Source organism: Rathayibacter oskolensis, from assembly GCF_900177245.1.
In the GTDB taxonomy this organism is placed as follows: domain Bacteria; phylum Actinomycetota; class Actinomycetes; order Actinomycetales; family Microbacteriaceae; genus Rathayibacter; species Rathayibacter oskolensis.
Genome location: NZ_FXBM01000002.1, coordinates 1,260,314 through 1,280,863, shown reverse-complemented (window position 1 = coordinate 1,280,863; position 20,550 = coordinate 1,260,314). Strand labels below are relative to the sequence as shown.

Below are 20,550 nucleotides of genomic sequence, written 5' to 3'. Positions count from 1 at the left end.
TATTTGGCATTGAACATAGTGCACGCTGTTGAGTTCTCAAGAATCGGACACACCCCGCCTCCACGCACAAAGCGCTTCACAACGAGAGTGATCGATGTCGTCCATCGGGAGCCGAGGCCCTCGATTTGATTGTGGTTGCCCACCCGGTTACGCTGATCAGAACCGAGGCTCTGCGCGCCGCCGTGGCAACTTGTCTAACTTAGCACATCCGCAGGCCGTGTCAAGTCGGCGTCTTCGTGACGTTCAGCGCCCTGATCCGAGGATCGAAGCGCCGCTGTCGTGCCCCTCCGTGAGGTGGTGCATCGAAGGCCGGACGAGTCGTCCAGCGGAGGCTTTTCATCGTACGCTCACGATCCGTTCCCATCAAGAGACGGATCTCTCATCGGGTCTGGCGTGAGGTGATGGTCCCCGCTTGAGGTGGGCCAGCGGGTCTCGACGCTCTGCGTCCGACTCTCGCTCGCCGCTCCTTTGGGGTGACGAGGAGTTACATTACGTCGAGGTTTCGCGGGGCTGCAAATCGCTCGTCTCCCGGGCGTGTCGGCTGCCGAGGTCAGCGGACGTGTGCGCCGGCGAAGCTCTTCTTGCCCCGGCGGAGAACGGCGAGGCCGTCGATCAGCTCGACATCGCCGAAGACGATCGAGTCGTCGGACACCGGCTGGTTGTTGACGGAGAGACCTCCCTGCGCGATCGCTCGCCGGGCCTCCCCCAGGCTGGCGACCAGGCCCGTGCCGAGGAACGCCTGCACGACCGGCGTGGAGGAGTCCGCCTCCACCGTGCGGACCGCGTCGAGCGCTCCCCGCAGGATCGCCGGGTCGATCTCCGAGAGGGATCCGCGGCCGAAGAGGGCCGAGGACGCGTCGACGACGCCCTGCGTCACCTCCGCCCCGTGGACGAGGGAGGTCACCTCCCAGGCGAGGGTGCGCTGCGCCTCCCGTGTGAAGGGAGTCTCGGCGGTGACCCGCTCGAGGCGCTCGATCTCGTCCCGGGTCAGGAACGTGAAGACCTTGAGCCGGTCCACCACGTCGCCGTCGTCGACGTTGAGCCAGAACTGGTAGAAGGCGTAGGGGCTCGTCAGGTCGGGGTCGAGCCAGACGGCGTTGCCCTCGCTCTTGCCGAACTTCGTCCCGTCGCTGTTCATCACGAGCGGGGTCCCGATCGCGTGGACCGACACGCCCTCGGCGCGGTGGATCAGATCCGTCCCGCTGGTGAGGTTGCCCCACTGGTCGCTGCCGCCGGTCTGCAGGACGCAGCCGTACTGCCGGTACAGCTCGAGGTAGTCCATCCCCTGCAGGATCTGGTAGCTGAACTCGGTGTAGCTGATGCCCGCCTCCGAGTTGAGGCGTGCGCTGACCGCGTCCTTCTTGAGCATCGTGCCGACCCGGAAGTGCTTGCCGATCTCGCGGAGGAAGTCGATCGCCGAGAGCGGCGCCGTCCAGTCGAGGTTGTTCACGAGCCGCATCGGGTTCTCGCCGTCGACCGCCAGGAAGCGCGACACCTGTGCCTGCAGGCGGTCGACCCAGTCGAGCACGGTCTCGCGCGAGTGGAGGGTGCGCTCGGCCGTGGGCCGCGGGTCGCCGATCAGGCCGGTCGACCCTCCGACGAGTCCGAGCGGGCGGTGGCCGGCGAGCTGCAGGCGTCGCATCAGGATCAGCTGGACGAGGTTGCCGAGGTGGAGACTGGGCGCCGTGGGGTCGAACCCGCAGTAGTAGGTGATCGCCTCGCCGCCCAGGAGCGCGCGGAGCGCCTCCCTGTCGGTCGACACGTGCACGGACCCCCGCCAGACCAGCTCGTCCCAGACGTTCTCGAACGTGGCATCGAGGGCGGGAGGCGTCGGGCCGGGAGCCGTGGAGGATCGTCGGTTCTGCTCGTCGGTCACTCCGTCACAGTACCGCGGGCTCGTGCACCGGCTCGGGAGGCGTGAAGCTTCAGGGCTTGATTGTTCCAGATCAAGCCTGCAAACTTGATGGCGGAGGTGCAGCGTGTTCGTGATCACGACAGACCAGCGGGACAGCCGTCACGACGACGACCGAGTCGAGCAGGCCATCGCCGACGTCATCGAGTCGCAGGACGGCGCCTTCGTCCTTCCCCCCGAGCGCACAGCGGGGGACGAGTTCCAGTTCGTCCTCGATCGAGCCGACGCCGCGGTCGAGGTCGTGCTCGCCCTCCACCGCACTCAGCACTGGAGCATCGGTCTGGGCATCGGGGCCGTGGAGCGCCCCCTTCCCGCCACCACCCGCGCCGCACGGGGCGAGGCCTACTTCGCGGCGAGACGCGCCGTCGACGCCGCGAAGACTCGCCCGAGCCGGTTCTCGCTCGACCCCGCGCCCTCGGCCGCGGCGTTCCCCTCCGTCGCCGACGCGCAGGCGCTCCTGGATCCACTGCTCCACCTCCGCGACTCACGGACACCCGCCGGCTGGGAGATCGTGGACCTCCTCGACGCCGGGCGGTCGCAGAAAGAGGCGGCCGAGCAGCTCGCCGTCACGCCGCAGGCGGTCAGCCTGCGCGTCCGGGCGGCCAGCGCCCGCGTCGACGGACCCGCCTCCGCGGCGCTCGCGCGCCTGCTGACGGTGGTCGACCGTACGCTCGACCCCATCGACGAGAGGAACCAGCGATGACGGCCACCCCCGGAGCGGCGCTCCCCGCCACCCTCGCCGACACCGTCGCGGTGACGGTCCAGTCCGTCTCCTGGACGGGCGTCGTGCTCGCCCTCGTCGCGGGAGTCGTCGGAGCCGTGCTCGCCCTGCGCCTCCACCGCCCCCGGCTGGCCTGGGTCAGCGTCGGTGCGACCTCGGCGGCCTTCCTCCTCACGGGACTCGGCGGCACCTCCGCTCCCTGGCCGCTCGTGCTCGTGGTGGCGGTGCTCGCCTTCGCCCTCGCGGTGATCGGAGGCGGTCCGGTCGTGCTGATGACGCTCGACCTCGCCACGACGGACGCTCGCAGCGGAACGCACGGCGGCATCATGATCGCCGGCCCGACGACGAGGCCCGCCGCAGGATCGCCCACGGCGATCGGCCAGCCGATCGAGGTGCTGCGCGGAGGCACCACGATCGGCGTGCTCGAGCGCATCGCGACGGCCGGCGCACTGATGAGCGGGCTCGCAGAAGGAGTCGCCGTCGTCGTGGCGGTCAAGGGCGTCGGCCGGTTCAGCGAGCTCGCCTCCCCCGAGGCCCGGGAGCGCTTCATCATCGGGACGCTGGCGAGCCTCGCCTGGTCGGCCGCGCTCGGCACCCTCGCCCGGCTCTACCTCGCCGGCTGAGCCCCCGGCGACGGACGGCGACGAGGGACGGCGCGGCGGTACGGCGACACCGTCGGGTCGCCCGCGACGTGGAAGCGCCAGGGGTACTCGACTCCGCCGCCCGCGCCCGACACTCCCGTCCTCACCGACGAGGCGACCACGACCGGGCGGTCGGCCGGGAGCAGCTCGAAGGCCCGGTCCATCGGATCGCCCGACTCCGAGAGCACGACGCCGAGCGCTTTCGCGAGCCGGGCCGGCCCCCTCGCGAGATCGCGCAGAGGGACCTCGCCCCGGCGGGTCAGCGCGAGGGGCGCGCCGACCACGATCTCCCCCGCGCGCAGCAGCACCGCCGAGGCTGTGCCCTCCGGGGAGCAGACGAGGTTGAGGCAGGTGTGCATCCCGTAGGTGAAGTACGCGTAGACGCTCCCGGGGGGGACCGAACATCGGCGCGGTGCGGGGGGTCGGTCCGCGGTAGCTGTGCGAGCCCGGGTCCTCGCCGGGGCCGAGATAGGCCTCGACCTCGGTGAGGCGCACCCCGACGACTCCGTCCGCCGTCCGGTGCAGGAGCGTGCAGCCCAGCAGCTCCGGAGCGACGTCGAGCGCCGATCGCGACAGATCCGGGACGGTGTGCGCCGGTGTCAGAAGAAGCTCTGCCCGGAGGCCACGGTGACGAGGATCACCGCGATGATCACGACTCCGGCGACGATCACGAGGGTCCGCTGCTGCCACGGCGGCAGCGGCGGGCGGCCGTCGTCCCCGTCGTCGTCCCGTCGGAGCGTCATGAGCGGTCCTCCCTGAGCGCGGCGCGGACGACGCGGACGCGCTCCGTCAGCTGCGCGAGCTGCTCGGCCACGCGGTCCGGCGCCGTGCCGCCGACTCCGTCCCGGCTGGCGACCGAGCCCTCGATGCTGAGCACCGAGCGGACGTCGGGAGTCAGCAGCGGCGACACGGAGGCCAGGGCCGCGTCGTCGAGCTCGTCCAGAGCGAGGCGTCGCGACTCGGCGAGCTTGACGAGCTCTCCGGTGATCTCGTGCGCATCGCGGAAGGGCACGTGCTTCTTCACGAGCCACTCGGCGACGTCCGTCGCGAGGGAGTAGCCCTGGGGTGCGAGCTCCGCCATCCGCTCGGTGTGGAAGCTGAGGGTCGCGATCATGCCGCTGAAGGCGGGGAGCAGGACCTCGAGGGTCGTCACCGAGTCGAAGACCGGCTCCTTGTCCTCCTGCAGATCGCGGTTGTACGCGAGCGGGAGCCCCTTGAGCGTCGCCAGCAGTCCGGTCAGATTGCCCAGGAGCCGGCCCGCCTTGCCGCGCGCGAGCTCGGCGATGTCGGGGTTCTTCTTCTGCGGCATGATCGACGATCCCGTCGAGTAGCCGTCGTCGAGCGTGACGAACGAGAACTCGCGGGTGTTCCAGAGGATGATCTCCTCCGCGATCCGCGAGACGTCGACTCCGATCATCGCCGCCACGAACGCGAACTCGGCGACCAGGTCGCGGCTCGCCGTGCCGTCGATCGAGTTCGGGACGCTGGAGGCGAAGCCGAGCTCGCGCGCGACGGCCTCGGCGTCGAGACCGAGCGTCGAGCCGGCGAGCGCCCCCGATCCGTAGGGAGAGACGTCGGCCCGCGCCGCCCAGTCGCGCAGCCGCTCGAGATCGCGCAGCAGCGCCCACGCGTGGGCGAGAAGGTGATGCGCGAGCAGCACGGGCTGGGCGTGCTGCAGGTGCGTGCGCCCCGGCATGATGGCCGCCGGGTGGGCCGACGCCTGCGCGGCGATCGCGTCGATCAGCTGCACGACGAGCTCCGCCATCACCGCGGCGTGGTCGCGGAGGTACATCCGCACGAAGGTCGCGATCTGGTCGTTGCGCGAGCGCCCGGCCCGCAGCTTGCCGCCGAGCTCGGCACCGGCCTCGAGCATCAGTCCGCGCTCGAGGGCGCCGTGCACGTCCTCGTCGGACTCGTCGGCCGCGAAGCTGCCGTCGGCGACGGCGGTGCGCAGGCGCTCCAGCGCGTCGAGCATCCCGGTCAGCTCGGCGCCGTCGAGGTAGCCGGCCGCCGCGAGTGCCCGCGCGTGGGCCCGGGAGCCGGCGATGTCGTACTCGGCGAGCTGCCAGTCGAAGTGCGTCGAGCGCGAGAGGGCCACCAGCTCGGGGGACGGGCCGCCGGCGAAGCGGCCGCCCCAGAGCGCGCCGGCCTCGCCCGCGCGGGCGGAGGGTCGTTCCGTCATGGTTCTCCTCGGTGTCGGCAGCCCCGGTGCGCGAGGCCGCGGTGTCCTCGGCCTCGAGGACTCGGATCGGCTGTCGAGTCTAGTGAGCGGCGGTCGCGCCGTCGGCACGCTCCAGGAGCCACACCAGGAGGGCCTTCTGCGCGTGGAGACGGTTCTCGGCCTCGTCCCAGATCACGCTCTGCGGGCCGTCGATCACGTCGGCCGTCACCTCGTAGCCGCGATCGGCCGGCAGGCAGTGCAGGAAGAGGGCGTCGGGCTCGGCGGCGGCCATCGTCCGCGCATCCACCCGGTAGTCGCCGAAGGTGGCGACCCGAGCGGCCTTCTCCTCCTCCTTGCCCATCGAGACCCACGTGTCGGTGATCACGATGTCGGAGCCGGCGGCACCCTCGGCGGGGTCGGTGGTCGTGGTGGCGGAGCCTCCGGTCGTGGCCGCGATGCGCTGGGCATCGGCCAGCACGGCCGGGTCGGGGGCGTAGTCGTCGGGCGACACGATGCGGACGTGCATGCCGGCGGTCGCTCCGGCCAGCAGGTAGGAGTGCGCCATGTTGCTCGCGCCGTCGCCGAAGAACGTCAGCGTCAGACCGGCGAGCCGGCCGCGGTGCTCGCGGATCGTGAGCAGATCGGCGAGGAGCTGGCAGGGGTGGAACTCGTCGGAGAGCGCGTTGACGACCGGGACGCGCTTCCCCTCCGCCATCTCCTCGAGACCGGACTGCGCGTAGGTGCGCCAGACGATCGCCGCGACCTGGCGCTCGAGGACGCGCGCGGTGTCGGCCGCGGTCTCCTTGCCTCCCAGCTGGCTGCTGGCCGTCGAGATGATCAGCGGGCTGCCGCCGAGGTCGGCGATGCCGACGGCGAAGGACACCCGGGTGCGGGTGGAGGACTTGTCGAAGATCACGGCGACGGTCTGCGGGCCCGCGAGCGGCGTCCGCGAGAAGCGGTCGCGCTTGAGCTCGACGGCCAGATCGAGGATCTCGGCCTGCTCGGCGGGGGTGATGTCGTCGTCGCGGAGGAAGTGGCGGGTCACGGGCGCGGGTCGCTTTCGGTCGAGAGGTGGTCGGCGGGTCGGTCGCTGAGCGTGCCGAGGGCGCGCGCGAGACGATCGGCGAAGTCGTCGACGTCGGCCGCCGAGACGATGAGAGGGGGCGCGAGCCGGATGCTGGAGTCGTTCGCCGCGTTGACGATGAGTCCCGCCTCGAGGGCGGCCGCGGCGAGAGCGCCGGCGACCGGCTCGGTGAGCGCGATCCCGAGCAGGAGCCCGGCGCCGCGGACCCCGCCGATCAGGGGCGAGCCGATCGCGGCGACGGCGCGCACGATCTGAGCGCTCCGCTCGGTCGCGTTCCGGAGGAGGTCGGCCCGCTCGATCTCGGCCAGCACCGCCCCGGCGACGGCCGTCGCCAGCGGGTTGCCGCCGAAGGTGCTGCCGTGATGCCCCTTCTTGAGCAGATCCGAGGCGCGTCCGAAGGTGACGAGCGCACCGACGGGGAAGCCTCCGCCGAGCCCCTTCGCGAGGGTCACGGCGTCGGGGAGGATCCCGGAGCGCTGATAGGCGAACCAGGTGCCGGTGCGGCCGACGCCGGTCTGGATCTCGTCGACGATGAGGAGCGCGCCGTGCTCGCGAGTGAGCTCGCGCGCCCGCTCGAGGAACCCGTCGGGCAGCGGGATCACGCCCGCCTCCCCCTGGATCGGCTCGACCACCAGTGCGGCGACGGAGTCGTCGAGGGCCGCCTCGAGCGCGGAGAGGCTCGCGTCGATGTGCTCCACTCCGCCCGGCATCGGCTCGAACGGAGCACGCATCGCGGCCTTGCCGGTCAGAGCGAGCGCGCCCATCGTGCGTCCGTGGAACGCGTTGTCGAGGGCGAGGATCCGCCGGCGCCCGCCCGACGAGTTGAGGCGGGCGAGTTTGAAGGCCGCTTCGTTGGCCTCGGTCCCCGAGTTGGCGAAGTAGACGCGACCCGCATCCCCCGCCCCGGTCAGCCTGCGCAGCGTCTCGGCGAGCTCGATCTGCGGGGCGGTGGCGAAGTAGTTGGACACGTGCGCCAGTGCGCCCGCCTGCCGCGCGACCGCGTCGACGAACACCGGGTGCGCATGGCCGAGGGAGTTGACGGCGATCCCGCCGAGGAAGTCGAGGTACTCGCGGCCGTCGACGTCCCAGACGCGGCAGCCCTCACCGTGATCGAGCACGGCGAGCGGCGGAGCGAAGGTCTGCATCATCGCGTCGGCGTAGCGCCCGCGGGCCTCGTCCGTCCGGGTGGTGGAGGGCAGCGGAGCGGTGTCGGTGGTCATCTGTCGAGCCTTTCGATCGGAGCGGTCCGGCCTCGTGGGCCGTCGGTGCGCCGACCCTCTGCGGGAGGGCGCTCGGAGCCGGGGCCGCTGCGGATCAGCGGCCCGACATTCGCTCCCGATCCAGCGCTGCGGACGCGACGACCTCGGTGCCGACCCCCTCCGAGGTGAAGACCTCGAGCAGGATCGAGTGCGGGATCCGGCCGTCGATGATGGCCGCCTTCGGCACCCCGCCGAGCACGGCGTCGAGGCAGGCGGTCATCTTGGGGATCATCCCGGATTCGAGCGAGGGCAGCAGGGTGGTCAGCTCTGCCGAGGAGATGTGCGAGACGAGCGAGTCGCGGTTCGGCCAGTCGGCGTACAGGCCCGCCACATCGGTGAGGATGACGAGCTTCTCGGCGCCGAGAGCGACCGCCAGTGCCGCCGCGGCGGCGTCGGCGTTGACGTTCAGCGACCGGGTCGGGTCGTCGGAGTCGGGCGCGATCGACGAGACGACCGGGATCCGCCCCGCCTCGAGCTGCGCCAGGACCGCTGCCGGGTCGACCGCGATCACGTCTCCCACGAGCCCGAGGTCGTGCTCGACGCCGTCGATGACCACTCCACGGCGGCGCCCGACGAACAGCCCGGCGTCCTCGCCCGAGATGCCCGCCGCCAGAGGCCCGTGCTCGTTGATGCGCCGGACGATGTCGCGGCTGATGCTGCCGGTGAGCACCATCCGCACGACCTCCATCGCCTCGGGGCTGGTCACGCGGTAGCCGCCCCGGAACTCGCTCTCGATGCCGAGCCGGTCGAGCATCTTCGTGATCTGCGGACCTCCACCGTGCACGACAACGGGCCGGATCCCGGCGTAGCGGAGGTAGACGATGTCCTGGGCGAAGGCGCGCTGCAGCTCCTCCGACACCATGGCGTTGCCGCCGAACTTGATCACCATCGTGCGCCCGTGGAAGCGCTGCAGCCACGGCAGCGCCTCGATCAGCGTCTCGGCCTTCACGGCCGCCGCATCCCGCATCGCCAGTCTCTCGGCCTCGGTGGGCTTCTCGTCGCTCATCCCGTCCTCAGCTCGAGTAGGCCGAGTTCTCGTGCACGTAGTCGTGCGTGAGGTCGTTCGTCCAGATGGTCGCGGTCGCGTCGCCGGCGTGCAGGTCGATGTCGACCGACACCTTCCGGGGCGCCAGATCGACCAGGTCGCGGCTCTCGTGCGGCTCGCCGGCCCGGCACACCTGCACGCCGTTCATCGCGACGTCGATGCCGTAGGGGTCGAACTCGGCATCGGTCGTGCCGACGGCCGCGAGGACCCGTCCCCAGTTGGGATCGTTGCCGAAGATCGCGGCCTTGAAGAGGTTGCTCCTCGAGACGGCGCGGGCGACGACGACGGCCTCGTCCTCGGAGGCGGCGTGGACGACGCGGATCGCCACGTCGTGCGCCGCGCCCTCGGCGTCGGCCTGCAGCTGCAGGGTGAGGTCGCGGCACACCTCGGTGAGCGCGTCCGCGAAGGCGTCGACCTCCGGCCGCACACCGCTCGCCCCGCTCGCCAGGAGTGCGACCGTGTCGTTGGTCGACATGCAGCCGTCGGAGTCGAGCCGGTCGAAGGTCACGCGGGTCGCAGCGCGCAGAGCCGCATCGAGCTCGGCGGAGTCGAGCGCCGCGTCGGTCGTGATCACCACGAGCATGGTCGCGAGACCAGGCGCGAGCATGCCCGCGCCCTTGGCCATGCCGCCGATCGACCAGCCCTGCTCGTGCCGGACGACCGCCTGCTTGGGAACCGTGTCGGTCGTCATGATCGCGCGCGCGGCGGCCTCGCCGTCGTCGGGCCCGGTGGCTCCGGCGAGCGACGCCGCCGCCTCCCTCACGCCGCTCGTGATCCTGCCCAGATCGAGCTGATCGCCGATCAGCCCCGTCGAGCACACCAGGACGTCGCCGGCCGAGACCTCGAGCAGCTCGCCGACCAGCTCGGCCGTGCTGTGGGTCACCTGGAAGCCCGCGGCGCCCGTGTAGCAGTTGGCTCCACCGGAGTTGAGCACGATCGCCGAGACGACACCGTCGCGGATCACCTGCTCGCTCCAGAGCACCGGATTCGCCTTGCAGCGGTTGCTGGTGAACACGGCGGCTGCGTTCTGCAGAGGACCGAGGTTGCGGAGGAGGGCGATGTCGCGCGCGCCGGTCGACTTGAGACCGGCGACCACGCCGGCCGCCTCGAACCCTGCTGCGGCGGTGACGCTCACGGCGCGACTCCGTTCACGCTGAGGCCGAGAGTCTCGGGGAGACCCAGGGCGATGTTGGTCGACTGGATCGCGGCGCCCGCCGTGCCCTTCACGAGGTTGTCGATCGCGGTGACGACGACGACCCTGCGCGCCCGCTCGTCGACCGCGAGCCCGATGAGCGCGGTGTTGGCGCCGACGACATCGGCCGTGCGGGGGAAGGATCCGTCGGGGAGGAGCTGCACGAACGGCTCGTCGGCGTAGGCGGCCTCCCAGGCGGCCCGCACGTCGTGCGCGGAGACTCCGGGTGCCAGGCGGGCGGTCGACGTCGCGAGGATGCCCCGCGACATCGGGACGAGGACCGGAGTGAACGTGATCGAGACCGGTCCGGCTCCCGCGAGCGCCAGGTTCTGCCGGATCTCGGGGTTGTGCCGGTGACCGCCTCCGACACCGTAGGCATGCGCCGAGCCGAGCAGCTCGCTCGCGAGCAGATCGGTGCGGAGGCTCTTGCCGGCACCGGAGGGGCCGACGGCCAGCACCGAGACCAGGTCGCCCGGCTCGATGACTCCGGCGTGGAGTCCGGGGGCGAGAGCGAGAGTGATCGCGGTGACGTTGCACCCGGGGACCGCGATGCGACGGGCGCCCTCGAGCGCCTCGCGCTGCTTGCGCCCTCCTCCGCCGAGGAGGAGCTCCGGCAGACCGTAGGGCCAGGCGCCGGCGAAGTCGCCCCCGTAGTAGTCGGCCCAGTCCTGCTCGTCGGTCAGCCGGTGATCGGCGCCGCAGTCGACGACGAGCACGTCCTCGGGGAGCGTCGCCGTGATCTCGCCCGACCTGCCGTGCGGCAGCGCCAGGAAGACGACGTCGTGGCCCGCCAGGTTCTCGGTCGTGGTGTCGACGAGGACGAGATCGCGGAGGGAGCGCAGGTGCGGCTGGACCGCGACGAGCGGCTGCCCGGCGTTGTAGTGCGCCGTCACCGTCCGCACCTCGAACTCGGGGTGATCGGCGAGCAGGCGCAGCAGCTCGCCGCCCGCGTACCCGCTCGCTCCGGCCACCGCCACGGAAAAAGTCATGCCCGAGAGCCTAGTCCGTGCGCGGACTCGACTCCGTCGGAGGAGCGGCCGCCGGAGCGTCCCCGGGCGGCCGAGACCTCACTCGCGCAGGTGGGCGCCGAAGCGCGCACCGGCGACCGCGACTCCGCTCTCCTTGGCGGCCGTCGCCTCGGCGGCGGTGAGCGTGCGATCGGGCGCGCGGAAGCGGAGGGCGAAGGTCAGCGACTTGGTGCCGGCGCCGAGCCCCGCGCCCCGGTAGTCGTCGACGAGGCGGATCGCCTCGAGCAGCTCCCCCGCTCCCTCGCCGACCGCCGCCGCGACGTCGCCCGCCGGCACGTCGACCCCGACGACCAGCGAGAGATCCTGGGTGGCGGCGGGAAGCGCGCCGACCGCTCTCGCGACGACGACACCGCCGGCGCGGGCGATGACCGGGTCGAGGTCGAGCTCGACGACGGCCACTCGGCTCGGCAGGTCGAGATCGCGGGCGAGCGAGGGCAGCAGCTCGCCGGCGTGGCCGATGACGGCACCCTCGAGCAGCACCTCGGCGGTGCGGCCGGGGTGGAGAGCGGAGTGCGCCCCCTGGCGGATGACCAGGTCGACTCCGGTCGCGGCCGAGACCTCGCGGACCACATCGAGCGCGTCACGCCAGTCGAAGTCGCGGGCGGCGACGCCGGGCTGCCGCTCGATCGCGGCACCGGTGAGCAGTGCGCCGACGTGCAGCGGCTGCGGCGGGATGCCGGCGTTCAGCGCCTCCTCGACCTCGGCGGACGGGCGGGCGGCGCCGGCGGGGAGCGCGGGCGACCCCAGTCGACGACCGGGGACGGGCAGGAAGACGGCGCCCATCTCGTAGAGGGCGAGATCGGTCAGTCCGCGCGAGCGGTTGCGCGCGGCGACCTGCACGAGACCCGGGAGGAGCGAGATCCGCAGCTGAGCGGCCGTCGCGTCGAGCGGGTTGGCGAGAGTGATCTGCTCGTGCGGTGCGCCGTCGGAGGAGCCGAGCCGGTCGTTCAACGCCCTCGACTGGAACGGGTAGGACAGCACCTCGGTCAGCCCCGCCGCGGCGAGGGTCTGCGCGAGGATGCGGCGCAGCCGCTGGCCGTCGGTCAACCCGCGGCCGGGCGGCGCGACGGGCAGCACGGAGGGGATCCGGTCGTACCCGGTGATCCGAGCGACCTCCTCCGCGAGCGTCGACGGGTCGGTGAGGTCGGGTCGCCAGCTCGGCGGAGTGACCAGGAGCCCGGAGCCGCCGGCCTCGACGGCCGCCCCGATCTCGACGAGCGCCCCGCGGATCTCCTCCGGGGTGTACTCGACCCCGACGAGGCCCGAGACGAAGCCGTCCGGGAGCTCGATGACCGTGGCCTCCCGGGGGGCGACGAGTGCGGTTCCGAGCTCGTCGGCGGTGCCGCCCGCGAGCTCGACCAGCAGCTGGACGGCGCGTGCCGCGGCGACCGGCGCGACCAGAGGGTCCACTCCCCGCTCGAAGCGCCTCGACGCCTCGCTCGGCAGCTTGTGCCGGCGGGCGGTCCTGGCGACCGAGACGGGATCGAAGTTGGCGGCCTCGAGGAGGACGTCGGTCGTCTCTGCGCCGATCTCGGTCCTCGCCCCGCCCATGACTCCGGCGAGACCGATCGCTCCACCGGCGTCGGCGATGACGAGGTCCTCGGCGTGCAGGCGACGGGTCTGGCCGTCGAGCGTCTCGAGGGTCTCGCCCGGTTCCGCGCGGCGGACGACGATGCCGCCCTGAAGGGTCTCGAGGTCGTAGCCGTGCAGCGGCTGGCCGAGCTCGAACATGACGTAGTTGGTGATGTCGACGATCAGCGAGATCGAGCGGACGCCGGCGAGACGCAGCCGCGCGACCATCCAGGGCGGCGTCGGGCGGGTCGCGTCGACCCCGCGGACCACGCGCGTGACGAAGACGGAGGCTCCGTCGCGACCGCGGATCGGCACGTCGTCCTCGAGGGAGACGGGGAACACCGGAGCGGACTCCGCGCGCTCCGGGACGCTGACCGCGAGGGCGGGGTCGCGGAAGGCGGCGCCGGTCGCGTGGGCGTACTCTCGCGCGATGCCGCGGATCGAGAACGCGTAGCCGCGGTCGGGGGTCACGTTGACCTCGACGGCCGCATCGTCGAGCCCGAGGAGCGCGATCGCGTCGGTGCCCACCTCCGGGTCGACGCCGAGGCTCGCGAGGCGGAGGATGCCGTCGTGGTCGTCGCCCAGACCGAGCTCGCGGCTGGACGCGATCATGCCGTCGGACAGGTGCCCGTAGGTCTTGCGGGCCGAGATCGGGAACGGGCCGGGCAGAACGGCTCCGGGCAGCGACACGACGACCTTGTCGCCGGCCGCGAAGTTGTGGGCTCCGCAGACGATCCCGCGGACGTCGCCGCCGCCGTCGGCCGCGACCGACCCCTCCGGAGCCACGCGCACCGTGCACCAGTTGATGGTCTTGCCGTTCTTCTGCGGCTCGGGCGTCAGCTCGAGGACCTGGCCCACGACGACCGGTCCGGTGACCTCGAAGCGGTGGACGTCCTCCTCCTCGAGACCCACGGAGACGAGCGCCGCGTGCACGGCCTCGGTCGAGACACCCTGCTCGAGGTCGACGTACTCCCCCAGCCAGCTCAGCGGGATGCGCATCAGATCACCATCCCGTACTGCTTGCTGAAGCGGACGTCGCCCTCGACCATGTCGCGCATGTCCTTCACGTCGTTGCGGAACATCAGGGTCCGCTCGATCCCCATGCCGAAGGCGAAACCGGAGAACTCGTCGGGATCGATCCCCGCCGCGCGCAGCACGTTGGCGTTGACCATGCCGCAGCCGCCCCACTCGATCCACCGGGCGCCGCCGACGAAGGTCGGGTGCCAGATGTCGAGCTCGGCGCTCGGCTCCGTGAAGGGGAAGTAGTTGGGCCGGAGGCGGATCCTCGCCTCGTCGCCGAACATGATGCGGGCGACGTGCTCGAGGGTGCCGCGCAGGTGCGCCATCGTCAGTCCGCGGTCGACGGCGAGGCCCTCGAACTGCGTGAAGACCGGGGTGTGCGTCGCGTCGAGCTCGTCGGTACGGTAGACGCGTCCGGGCGCGATCACGTAGACCGGCGGCGTCCGCTCGAGCATCGAGCGGATCTGCACCGGCGAGGTGTGGGTGCGCAGGACCAGGTGGGAGTCGACAGGGTCGACGAAGAACGTGTCCTGCATGGCGCGGGCCGGGTGGTCCTCGTCGAAGTTGAGGGCGTCGAAGTTGAACCACTCGTTCTCGAGCTCCGGCCCTTCGGCCACCTCCCAGCCCATGCCGACGAACACGTCGGCGATCGACTCCTGCAGGAGCGAGAGCGGATGCCGGGCGCCCCGGCGGACGAAAGTCGCGCCCGCGGTCACGTCGACGCGCTCGGCGTCGAGCGCCGCAGCCTCCTCTGCCTCGACCAGCTCGGCCTCGCGGGCCGTGTAAGCGTCGCCGACCCGCTTGCGCGCCAGCCCGAGGAGCTTGCCGGAGGCGGCCTTCGACTCGGCGGGCACCGTGCGCATCTGCGCGTTCAGGCGGGCGAGGGCCGAGCCCTCGCCGAGGTGGGCGGCGCGTGCGGCTCGCAGAGCAGCGGAGTCGCCGGCCGCGCCGATCGCGGTGAGGGCCTCGTCGACCGCGGCCGTGACGGCCTCGTCGGTGATCGGGTTGCTGTCAGACACGATCCCCCAGTGTAGGCGAGGGCGCGCGCCGTCCCTCGCTCGTCGACCGCCGTGGCCCGAGCCGCCCGCTCCTGCCGACGAGACCGCCGTAGGCGGGGTCAGCCTCGATGCGCCCTCCGGGGCTACTCGACCAGCAGGCTCGGGCAGGTCGGTCTCGAAACGCCGCCTGCGGCGGCTACCCGACCAGCAGGGGCACTCGCGCCGGCGGGCTGCCCTGAGGGCCGGTCACGCCTCTCCGGGCGTACTCACCCGGCAGCCGAGGCGGGCGCAGCCTCGCCGCCCCCTCAGCGCGGAGGAGCATCCTCCGGATCGCCGACCCCGCCGAAGGCGAACCGCCGGATCGCGTGCCAGCGATCCGGCGTAGCCGACCGAACCCCGCTCTACGGAACGCACCACCCCTGAAGGCCGACCGCGGTGGATATCGCCCTCGGGCGATACCCACCAGACACCTCAGTCCTGAGCACCCTCCGGATCGCCGACTCCGCCGAAGGCGAACCGCCGGATCGCGTGCCAGCGATCCGGCGTAGCCGACCGAACCCCGCTCTGCGGAACGCACCACCCCTGGAAGCCGACCGCGGTGGGTATCGCCCTCGGGCGATACCCACCAGACAACTCAGTCCGGAGCACCCTCCGGATGCGATCCGGCGTAGCCGACCGAACCCCGCTCTGCGGAACCCACCACCCCTGGAAGCCGACCGCGGTGGGTATCGCCCTCGGGCGATACCCACCAGACAACTCAGTCCTGGGCAGCGAGCAGTTGCGTGTTGGTCGTGGCGCGCGCCGCCGGGTGCCCGGTGCCTCCGCGGCCGCTGCTCTTCGTCCGGATCTCGACCCACTTCGCGATGCCCGACAGGATCAGGCAGATGCTGATGTAGATCGCGCCGATGACGATCGCCGCCGGGATGATCGGGCTGTCGAGGCTGGGCTGGTTGCCGAGGTAGCGCGCGTAGTAGAGCAGTTCGTTGTAGGTGATGATCGAGCCGAGCGCGGTGTCCTTCAGGGCCACGACGAGCTGGGCGATGATCACGGGCAGCATCGATCGGATCGCCTGAGGGAAGAGGATGAGGCGCATGACGCCGGCCTTGCGCAGGCCGATCGCGTAGCCCGCCTCCCTCTGTCCGCGCGGGAGGGCCTCGATGCCGGCGCGGAAGATCTCGGAGAAGACCGAGCCGTTGTAGAGGGTCAGGGCGATGACCACGGCGAGGTAGGGCGTGAGCTTGAGACCCGCGAAGGGGAGCCCGTAGTACATCAGCATCATCAGGATGAGGACGGGGATCGCGCGGAACAGCTCGATGAACAGCGTCACCGGGATGTTGATCCAGCGGCGGTCCGAGAGCCGGCCGACCGCGAGCACGAGGCCGAGCACGATGCTGGCGACTCCGGCCGTGGCGAAGGCGGCGAGGGTCTGCCCGAGGGCCGCTCCGATGCTCTGCCAGACGAGCGGGTACTGGAAAGCCCGCCACTTCTCGGCGGAGAACTGCCCCGACTCGGCGAACCTCCAGAGGATGAAGGCGAAGACCGCGGCAACGAAGAGGATGACGACGGCACCGATCACGCGGTTGCGGGCGATAGCGCGGGGCCCGGGGTTGTCGAAGAGGACGGAGCTCATCGGGCGACCCTCCACTTCTTCTCGAGCTGACGTTGGATGAGCGAGAGCACGGTGACGAGGACGACGAAGACCAGCGCGACCCAGAGCACGACGACAAGGCTGTTCTCTCCGCGCTCGTTGAGCACGCGGACGATGGTCCCGGCCTCGGCGACCGAGAAGCCGGCCGCCACGGTCGTGTTCTTCAGCAGCGCGATCAGCACGCTCATGAGCGGCGGGATCACGGAGCGGAACGCCTGCGGCAGCACGACCTGGGTCATGGTGAGACCGAAGTCGAGTCCGATCGCGCGCGCCGCCTCGGCCTGTCCGATCGGAACGGTGTTGATGCCCGAGCGGAGGACCTCGGCGACGTAGGTCGCGGTGTAGAGGCTCAGAGCCGCGATCGCGAGATTCGTGTAGTCGACGTCGGGCAGCTCGAGCTTCGGGTACCCGAACGCGAAGAAGAACATCAGCAGCGTCAGCGGCGTGTTCCGGATGGTGTTCACGTAGACCGTGCCGACCGCGCGGGCGATCGGGACCGGCGAGACGCGCATCGCTCCGACGATGGTCCCGATGACGAGGGCGAAGACGAGCGAGACGGCGAAGAGCAGCAGGGTGTTGCCGAAAGCCGGGACGAACACGTCGATGTTGTTCAGCAGAACATCCATGCGGCGAGCCCTTTCATCGGGAGGTGGGAGCGGAGGGGGAAGGACCCCGGACGGCGCGGGGAGCGCCGTCCGGGACGCCTCCTAGTACGCGTCGACCGCGGGCTGCTCGACCGTGGTGCCGGACTCGCCGAGGGTCTCGTCGTAGATGGCGCTCCAGGTGTCGCCGCCCTCGGTGAACATGTCGTTGATGAAGCCTCGGAGCGCGGTGTCGTCCTTGGGCAGGCCGACGCCGTAGAGCTCGGTGCTGAAGGGCTCCCCCACGACCTTGAGCTCGTCGGGGTTCTGCGCGGCGTAGCCGATCAGGATCGCGCCGTCGGTGGTGACCGCGTCGACCTGGCCGTCGGCGAGGGCGTCGACGCACTGGGAGTAGGTGTCGAACTCCTCGGTCGGGACCTCGGGGTAGTTGGTGCGGATGTTCTGGATCGGGGTCGATCCGGTCGCCGAGCACACGGTGGTGTCGGCCGACAGGTCGTCGGGACCCTCGATGGTGTCGTTGTCGGCGGCGACCAGCAGCTGCTGCCCGGTCTCGAAGTACGGCCCGGCGAAGTCGACCTGCTCCTTGCGCTTGTCGGTGATCGAGTAGCTGCCGACGTAGTAGTCGATGTCGCCGTTCACGATCGAGGCCTCGCGGTTCGCGGAGGGGATCGGGGTGTAGGTGATCTCGTCCTCCGAGAAGCCGAGGGAGGCGGCGATCCAGTTGGCGATCTCGATGTCGAACCCGGAGCGCTCGCCCGTGGCCGCGTCGAGGTAGCCGAGACCGGGCTGGTCCTCCTTGACGCCGATGGTCACTCCACCGGCCTCGGTCATCGCGTCGAACGTCGGGCTGCCCTCGAGGGTCACGTCGGTGGCGACCTCGTAGGTCGCGGTGCTCTCCTCGGAGCCGGCCTCGCCGGATCCGGAGTCGCCGGCGCAGCCGGCGAGGGTGAGGGCCGCTGCTGCGAGTCCCGCGGTCATGAACATGAGCTTGGTGCGCATGATCGTCCTTCCTGGGGTTCGGCCCGCCGGAGCGGGCGATGTCCGGCCGATCCCCGGATCTCGGGGGTCGGCCTGTCGGATGTGCTGTGGACGTGCTGGCGCGGGAGCGGAGTCGCTAGTGCGTGATCAGCTTCGAGAGGAAGTCCTTCGCGCGGTCGGTGCGCGGGGAGGTGAAGAAGGTCTCGGGGTCGGTGTCCTCGAGGATCTCGCCGTCGGCCATGAAGACGACGCGGTGGGCGGCCTTGCGCGCGAAGCCCATCTCGTGGGTGACGACGATCATCGTCATGCCGTCCTTGGCGAGGCCGACCATGACGTCGAGGACCTCGTTGATCATCTCGGGGTCGAGAGCCGAGGTCGGCTCGTCGAAGAGCATCACCTTCGGCTTCATCGCGAGCGCCCGGGCGATCGCCACGCGCTGCTGCTGCCCGCCGGAGAGCTGCGCCGGGGTCTTCGCCGCCTGGTGGCCGACGCCGACGCGGTCCAGGAGCGCCTGGGCCTCGGCCTCGGCCGCCTTCCGGGCGAGCTTCCGGACCTTGATCGGACCGAGGGTGACGTTCTCGAGGATGGTCTTGTGCGCGAAGAGGTTGAAGGACTGGAAGACCATGCCGACATCGGCGCGCAGGGCCGCGAGCCCCTTGCCCTCCTCGGGCAGCTTCTGGCCGTCGATCGAGATCGTCCCGCCCGAGATCGTCTCGAGGCGGTTGATCGTGCGGCAGAGCGTCGACTTCCCGGAGCCGGAGGGGCCGAGGACGACGACGACCTCGCCGCGGTTGATCGTCAGGTCGATGTCCTTCAGTGCCTGGAAGTCTCCGTAGTGCTTCTGCACACCGTCGAGGACGACCAGGGGTTCACCGGCGGGAGCGGACGAACGCTGGGGAGCTGCTTCCATTCGGCCAGAGAATCACACGCACATGGGTGGGTCAAATCATGAGGGTTTTCTTAATCAGAGGGTAACAACCGGCCGTTCTGTCCAGCTCCGGTCCAGACAGCGGCCGATTCCTCTCAGGAACCGCGGTCTCGCTCTCAGGAGCGCAGGGCGAACGCGCTCTCGTAGAGGCAGACGGAGGCGGCCGTCGCGAGGTTCAGCGACTCCGCCGCTCCGTAGATCGGCACGGCCACGACGGCGTCGACGAGCTCGAGCGACTCGTCCTCGAGACCCCTGGCCTCGTTGCCGAAGACCCAGACCGTCGGCTGGGCGAGGTCGCCGCGGCCGCGGATGTCGAGGAGGTCCTCCCCCTTCACGTCGGCCGCGACGGCGCGCAGTCCGGCCGATCGGAGGCGCTGCAGCACGTCGGGCAGCTCGGCGCCGACGGCCACCGGGAGGTGGAACAGCGAGCCCGTCGTCGAGCGCACGACCTTGGGGTTGTAGAGATCGACGGAGCGCCCGGTCAGGACGACCGCGTCGGCACCCGCGGCATCGGCCGCCCGGATGATCGTCCCGAGGTTGCCCGGGTCGCGCACCTCCTCGAGAACGGCGACCAGGCGCGGGCCCGACCCGACGACGTCCTTCAGGGAGGTGGGGAACTGACGGCAGACCGAGACGAACCCCTGCGGAGTGACGGTGTCGGCCATCGAGTCGAGGACGTCCTCGGTGACGTACTCGATCTCGACCTCCGCCTCCTCGGCGGCCGCGACGATCTCGGGATGCCGCTCGAGCGCCGTCGGCGTCGCGAACGACTCGATCAGCAGCTCCGGGCGGTAGCGGAGGGCCTCGGACACGGCCTGCGGCCCCTCGAGGAGGAAGAGCCCCGTCTCCTGTCGAGCCGGGCGCCGGGTGAGCTTGGCGACGGATCGGACGCGCGGAGAACGGGGGTTGTCGAGCATGTCCCGAGCCTAACGGCGCGGATCACGGCCACCCGGGCGACACGTCGCGGGGACGACGAAGGGGGCCGCGACCGAGGTCGCGGCCCCCTTCGGGGAGCTGTGCGGACTACGCGGCCTTCGGAGCCGACGTGTCGGCGGGCAGCGCGTTCTTCGCCGTCGCCACGAGAGCGGCGAACGTCGCCGGCTCGCTGATCGCGAGGTCGGCGAGGATGCGACGGTCGACCTGGACGCCGGCCAGGGCGAGGCCCTGGATGAAGCGGTTGTAGGTCAGGCCGTTCGCGCGGGACGCGGCGTTGATGCGCTGGATCCAGAGGCGGCGGAACTCGCCCTTCTTCGCGCGGCGGTCGCGGTACGAGTAGACGAGGGAGTGGGTGACCTGCTCCTTCGCCTTGCGGTACAGACGCGAACGCTGGCCGCGGTAGCCCTTCGCGCGCTCGAGGATGACGCGACGCTTCTTGTGGGCGTTGACCGCCCTCTTGACTCTTGCCATTGCTTTTTCTTCCTATCGATCCTGGTCGTGGGAGTTCTGGTCGGTGGAGTGCTGCTCGGTGGAGGAGCGGACTACTTGCCGAGCAGCTTCCGGGCGACCTTCGCGTCCTGCGGGGCGAGGACCTGGTCCTGGTTGAGGCGACGGGTACGAACGCTGGACTTGGACTCCAGGTTGTGGCGCATACCGGCCTGCTGCTTCATGATCTTGCCGGAGCCGGTCACCTTGAAGCGCTTCTTGGCACCCGAGTGGGTCTTCATCTTGGGCATGTTCTCTCCTTGTCGACGTCACACCCGCTGGGCGGGGCGAAGCTGGTGCCCCGCGAACGGGGCGTCCGCCTGCCCCGAGGCCGGGGCG

19 protein-coding genes and 1 pseudogene are annotated in these 20,550 nt (G+C 71.1%); 2 read left to right on the top strand and 18 right to left on the bottom strand.

Translation table 11 applies throughout. The annotated features are described in order from the left end of the window. Positions 1-550: 550 nt before the first annotated feature. Positions 551-1,876, bottom strand: a complete 1,326-nt coding sequence (gene tyrS / locus B9Y99_RS15025) for a tyrosine--tRNA ligase (protein WP_085477324.1) — start codon at positions 1,874-1,876, stop codon at positions 551-553. Positions 1,877-1,985: 109 nt separating this feature from the next. Between tyrS and B9Y99_RS15020 the strand changes: the two genes are divergently transcribed. Then, positions 1,986-2,615 (top strand): DNA-binding protein, encoded by a 630-nt coding sequence (locus B9Y99_RS15020; RefSeq protein ID WP_208856964.1) that lies wholly within the window; start codon positions 1,986-1,988, stop codon positions 2,613-2,615. Then, the gene (locus tag B9Y99_RS19285) at positions 2,612-3,256 is read left to right on the top strand and encodes a hypothetical protein (protein ID WP_244274949.1); all 645 of its coding nucleotides are present in this window, start codon (positions 2,612-2,614) and stop codon (positions 3,254-3,256) included. The genes B9Y99_RS15020 and B9Y99_RS19285 overlap by 4 nt, the downstream gene beginning before the upstream one ends. Here B9Y99_RS19285 and B9Y99_RS15010 read toward each other — a convergent pair. The 17 genes and pseudogenes from B9Y99_RS15010 to rpmI all read right to left on the bottom strand — a co-directional run bounded on the left by B9Y99_RS15010 (position 3,241) and on the right by rpmI (position 20,462). Continuing rightward, positions 3,241-3,877: pseudogene (locus tag B9Y99_RS15010) on the bottom strand (DNA-3-methyladenine glycosylase). The gene B9Y99_RS19285 and the pseudogene B9Y99_RS15010 sit on opposite strands and share 16 nt — an antisense overlap. Next, complete coding sequence (locus B9Y99_RS18875) at positions 3,874-4,017, bottom strand: hypothetical protein (protein ID WP_165759637.1); 144 nt, start codon at positions 4,015-4,017, stop codon at positions 3,874-3,876. The pseudogene B9Y99_RS15010 and the gene B9Y99_RS18875 overlap by 4 nt, the downstream one beginning before the upstream one ends. After that, positions 4,014-5,456, bottom strand: coding sequence for an argininosuccinate lyase (gene argH, locus B9Y99_RS15005; RefSeq protein WP_085477322.1), 1,443 nt, complete (start codon positions 5,454-5,456; stop codon positions 4,014-4,016). Before argH ends, B9Y99_RS18875 begins: the two co-directional genes overlap by 4 nt. A gap of 79 nt (positions 5,457-5,535) precedes the next feature. After that, entirely contained in the window at positions 5,536-6,480 is a 945-nt protein-coding gene (gene argF, locus B9Y99_RS15000; RefSeq protein WP_085477321.1) for an ornithine carbamoyltransferase, read from the bottom strand. Beyond that, positions 6,477-7,739 (bottom strand): acetylornithine transaminase, encoded by a 1,263-nt coding sequence (locus tag B9Y99_RS14995; protein ID WP_085477320.1) that lies wholly within the window; start codon positions 7,737-7,739, stop codon positions 6,477-6,479. Before B9Y99_RS14995 ends, argF begins: the two co-directional genes overlap by 4 nt. Positions 7,740-7,833: 94 nt before the next feature. Further along, positions 7,834-8,784, bottom strand: a complete 951-nt coding sequence (argB, locus tag B9Y99_RS14990; RefSeq protein ID WP_085477319.1) for an acetylglutamate kinase — start codon at positions 8,782-8,784, stop codon at positions 7,834-7,836. Positions 8,785-8,791: 7 nt separating this feature from the next. Continuing rightward, entirely contained in the window at positions 8,792-9,958 is a 1,167-nt protein-coding gene (gene argJ / locus B9Y99_RS14985; RefSeq protein ID WP_085477318.1) for a bifunctional glutamate N-acetyltransferase/amino-acid acetyltransferase ArgJ, read from the bottom strand. After that, positions 9,955-11,004 (bottom strand): N-acetyl-gamma-glutamyl-phosphate reductase, encoded by a 1,050-nt coding sequence (argC, locus tag B9Y99_RS14980; protein WP_085477317.1) that lies wholly within the window; start codon positions 11,002-11,004, stop codon positions 9,955-9,957. The genes argJ and argC overlap by 4 nt, the downstream gene beginning before the upstream one ends. 78 nt (positions 11,005-11,082) lie before the next feature. Then, positions 11,083-13,614: a phenylalanine--tRNA ligase subunit beta gene (gene pheT / locus B9Y99_RS14975; protein ID WP_085477316.1), complete on the bottom strand. Its 2,532-nt coding sequence runs from the start codon at positions 13,612-13,614 to the stop codon at positions 11,083-11,085. Then, positions 13,614-14,654, bottom strand: coding sequence for a phenylalanine--tRNA ligase subunit alpha (pheS, locus tag B9Y99_RS14970; RefSeq protein WP_085477315.1), 1,041 nt, complete (start codon positions 14,652-14,654; stop codon positions 13,614-13,616). Before pheS ends, pheT begins: the two co-directional genes overlap by 1 nt. A gap of 736 nt (positions 14,655-15,390) precedes the next feature. Then, positions 15,391-16,263 (bottom strand): amino acid ABC transporter permease, encoded by an 873-nt coding sequence (locus tag B9Y99_RS14965; RefSeq protein ID WP_085477456.1) that lies wholly within the window; start codon positions 16,261-16,263, stop codon positions 15,391-15,393. After that, on the bottom strand, positions 16,260-16,907 hold the full coding sequence (locus B9Y99_RS14960) for an amino acid ABC transporter permease (RefSeq protein WP_085477314.1): 648 nt from the start codon (positions 16,905-16,907) through the stop codon (positions 16,260-16,262). The genes B9Y99_RS14965 and B9Y99_RS14960 overlap by 4 nt, the downstream gene beginning before the upstream one ends. A gap of 81 nt (positions 16,908-16,988) precedes the next feature. Further along, a complete protein-coding gene (locus B9Y99_RS14955) occupies positions 16,989-17,882 on the bottom strand; it encodes a glutamate ABC transporter substrate-binding protein (protein WP_129588042.1) in 894 nt (297 codons plus the stop codon). 115 nt (positions 17,883-17,997) lie between these two features. Continuing rightward, positions 17,998-18,771, bottom strand: coding sequence for an amino acid ABC transporter ATP-binding protein (locus tag B9Y99_RS14950; RefSeq protein WP_085477312.1), 774 nt, complete (start codon positions 18,769-18,771; stop codon positions 17,998-18,000). Between the two features lie 134 nt (positions 18,772-18,905). Beyond that, positions 18,906-19,706, bottom strand: coding sequence for a TrmH family RNA methyltransferase (locus tag B9Y99_RS14945; protein ID WP_085477311.1), 801 nt, complete (start codon positions 19,704-19,706; stop codon positions 18,906-18,908). Positions 19,707-19,812: 106 nt separating this feature from the next. Beyond that, a complete protein-coding gene (gene rplT, locus B9Y99_RS14940) occupies positions 19,813-20,196 on the bottom strand; it encodes a 50S ribosomal protein L20 (RefSeq protein ID WP_085477310.1) in 384 nt (127 codons plus the stop codon). A 71-nt stretch (positions 20,197-20,267) separates the two neighbouring features. Next, a complete protein-coding gene (gene rpmI, locus B9Y99_RS14935) occupies positions 20,268-20,462 on the bottom strand; it encodes a 50S ribosomal protein L35 (protein WP_085477309.1) in 195 nt (64 codons plus the stop codon). Between the last annotated feature and the right edge of the window lie 88 nt (positions 20,463-20,550).

Coding starts and splice junctions, on each gene's coding strand:
- B9Y99_RS19285 (WP_244274949.1), top strand. CDS start 2,612: ATGACGGCCACCCCCGGAGCGGCGCTCCCCGCCACCCTCGCCGACACC.
- B9Y99_RS18875 (WP_165759637.1), bottom strand. CDS start 4,017: ATGACGCTCCGACGGGACGACGACGGGGACGACGGCCGCCCGCCGCTG.
- argH (WP_085477322.1), bottom strand. CDS start 5,456: ATGACGGAACGACCCTCCGCCCGCGCGGGCGAGGCCGGCGCGCTCTGG.
- B9Y99_RS14995 (WP_085477320.1), bottom strand. CDS start 7,739: ATGACCACCGACACCGCTCCGCTGCCCTCCACCACCCGGACGGACGAG.
- argB (WP_085477319.1), bottom strand. CDS start 8,784: ATGAGCGACGAGAAGCCCACCGAGGCCGAGAGACTGGCGATGCGGGAT.
- argC (WP_085477317.1), bottom strand. CDS start 11,004: ATGACTTTTTCCGTGGCGGTGGCCGGAGCGAGCGGGTACGCGGGCGGC.
- pheT (WP_085477316.1), bottom strand. CDS start 13,614: ATGCGCATCCCGCTGAGCTGGCTGGGGGAGTACGTCGACCTCGAGCAG.
- B9Y99_RS14965 (WP_085477456.1), bottom strand. CDS start 16,263: ATGAGCTCCGTCCTCTTCGACAACCCCGGGCCCCGCGCTATCGCCCGC.
- B9Y99_RS14960 (WP_085477314.1), bottom strand. CDS start 16,907: ATGGATGTTCTGCTGAACAACATCGACGTGTTCGTCCCGGCTTTCGGC.
- B9Y99_RS14955 (WP_129588042.1), bottom strand. CDS start 17,882: ATGCGCACCAAGCTCATGTTCATGACCGCGGGACTCGCAGCAGCGGCC.
- B9Y99_RS14950 (WP_085477312.1), bottom strand. CDS start 18,771: ATGGAAGCAGCTCCCCAGCGTTCGTCCGCTCCCGCCGGTGAACCCCTG.
- B9Y99_RS14945 (WP_085477311.1), bottom strand. CDS start 19,706: ATGCTCGACAACCCCCGTTCTCCGCGCGTCCGATCCGTCGCCAAGCTC.
- rplT (WP_085477310.1), bottom strand. CDS start 20,196: ATGGCAAGAGTCAAGAGGGCGGTCAACGCCCACAAGAAGCGTCGCGTC.
- rpmI (WP_085477309.1), bottom strand. CDS start 20,462: ATGCCCAAGATGAAGACCCACTCGGGTGCCAAGAAGCGCTTCAAGGTG.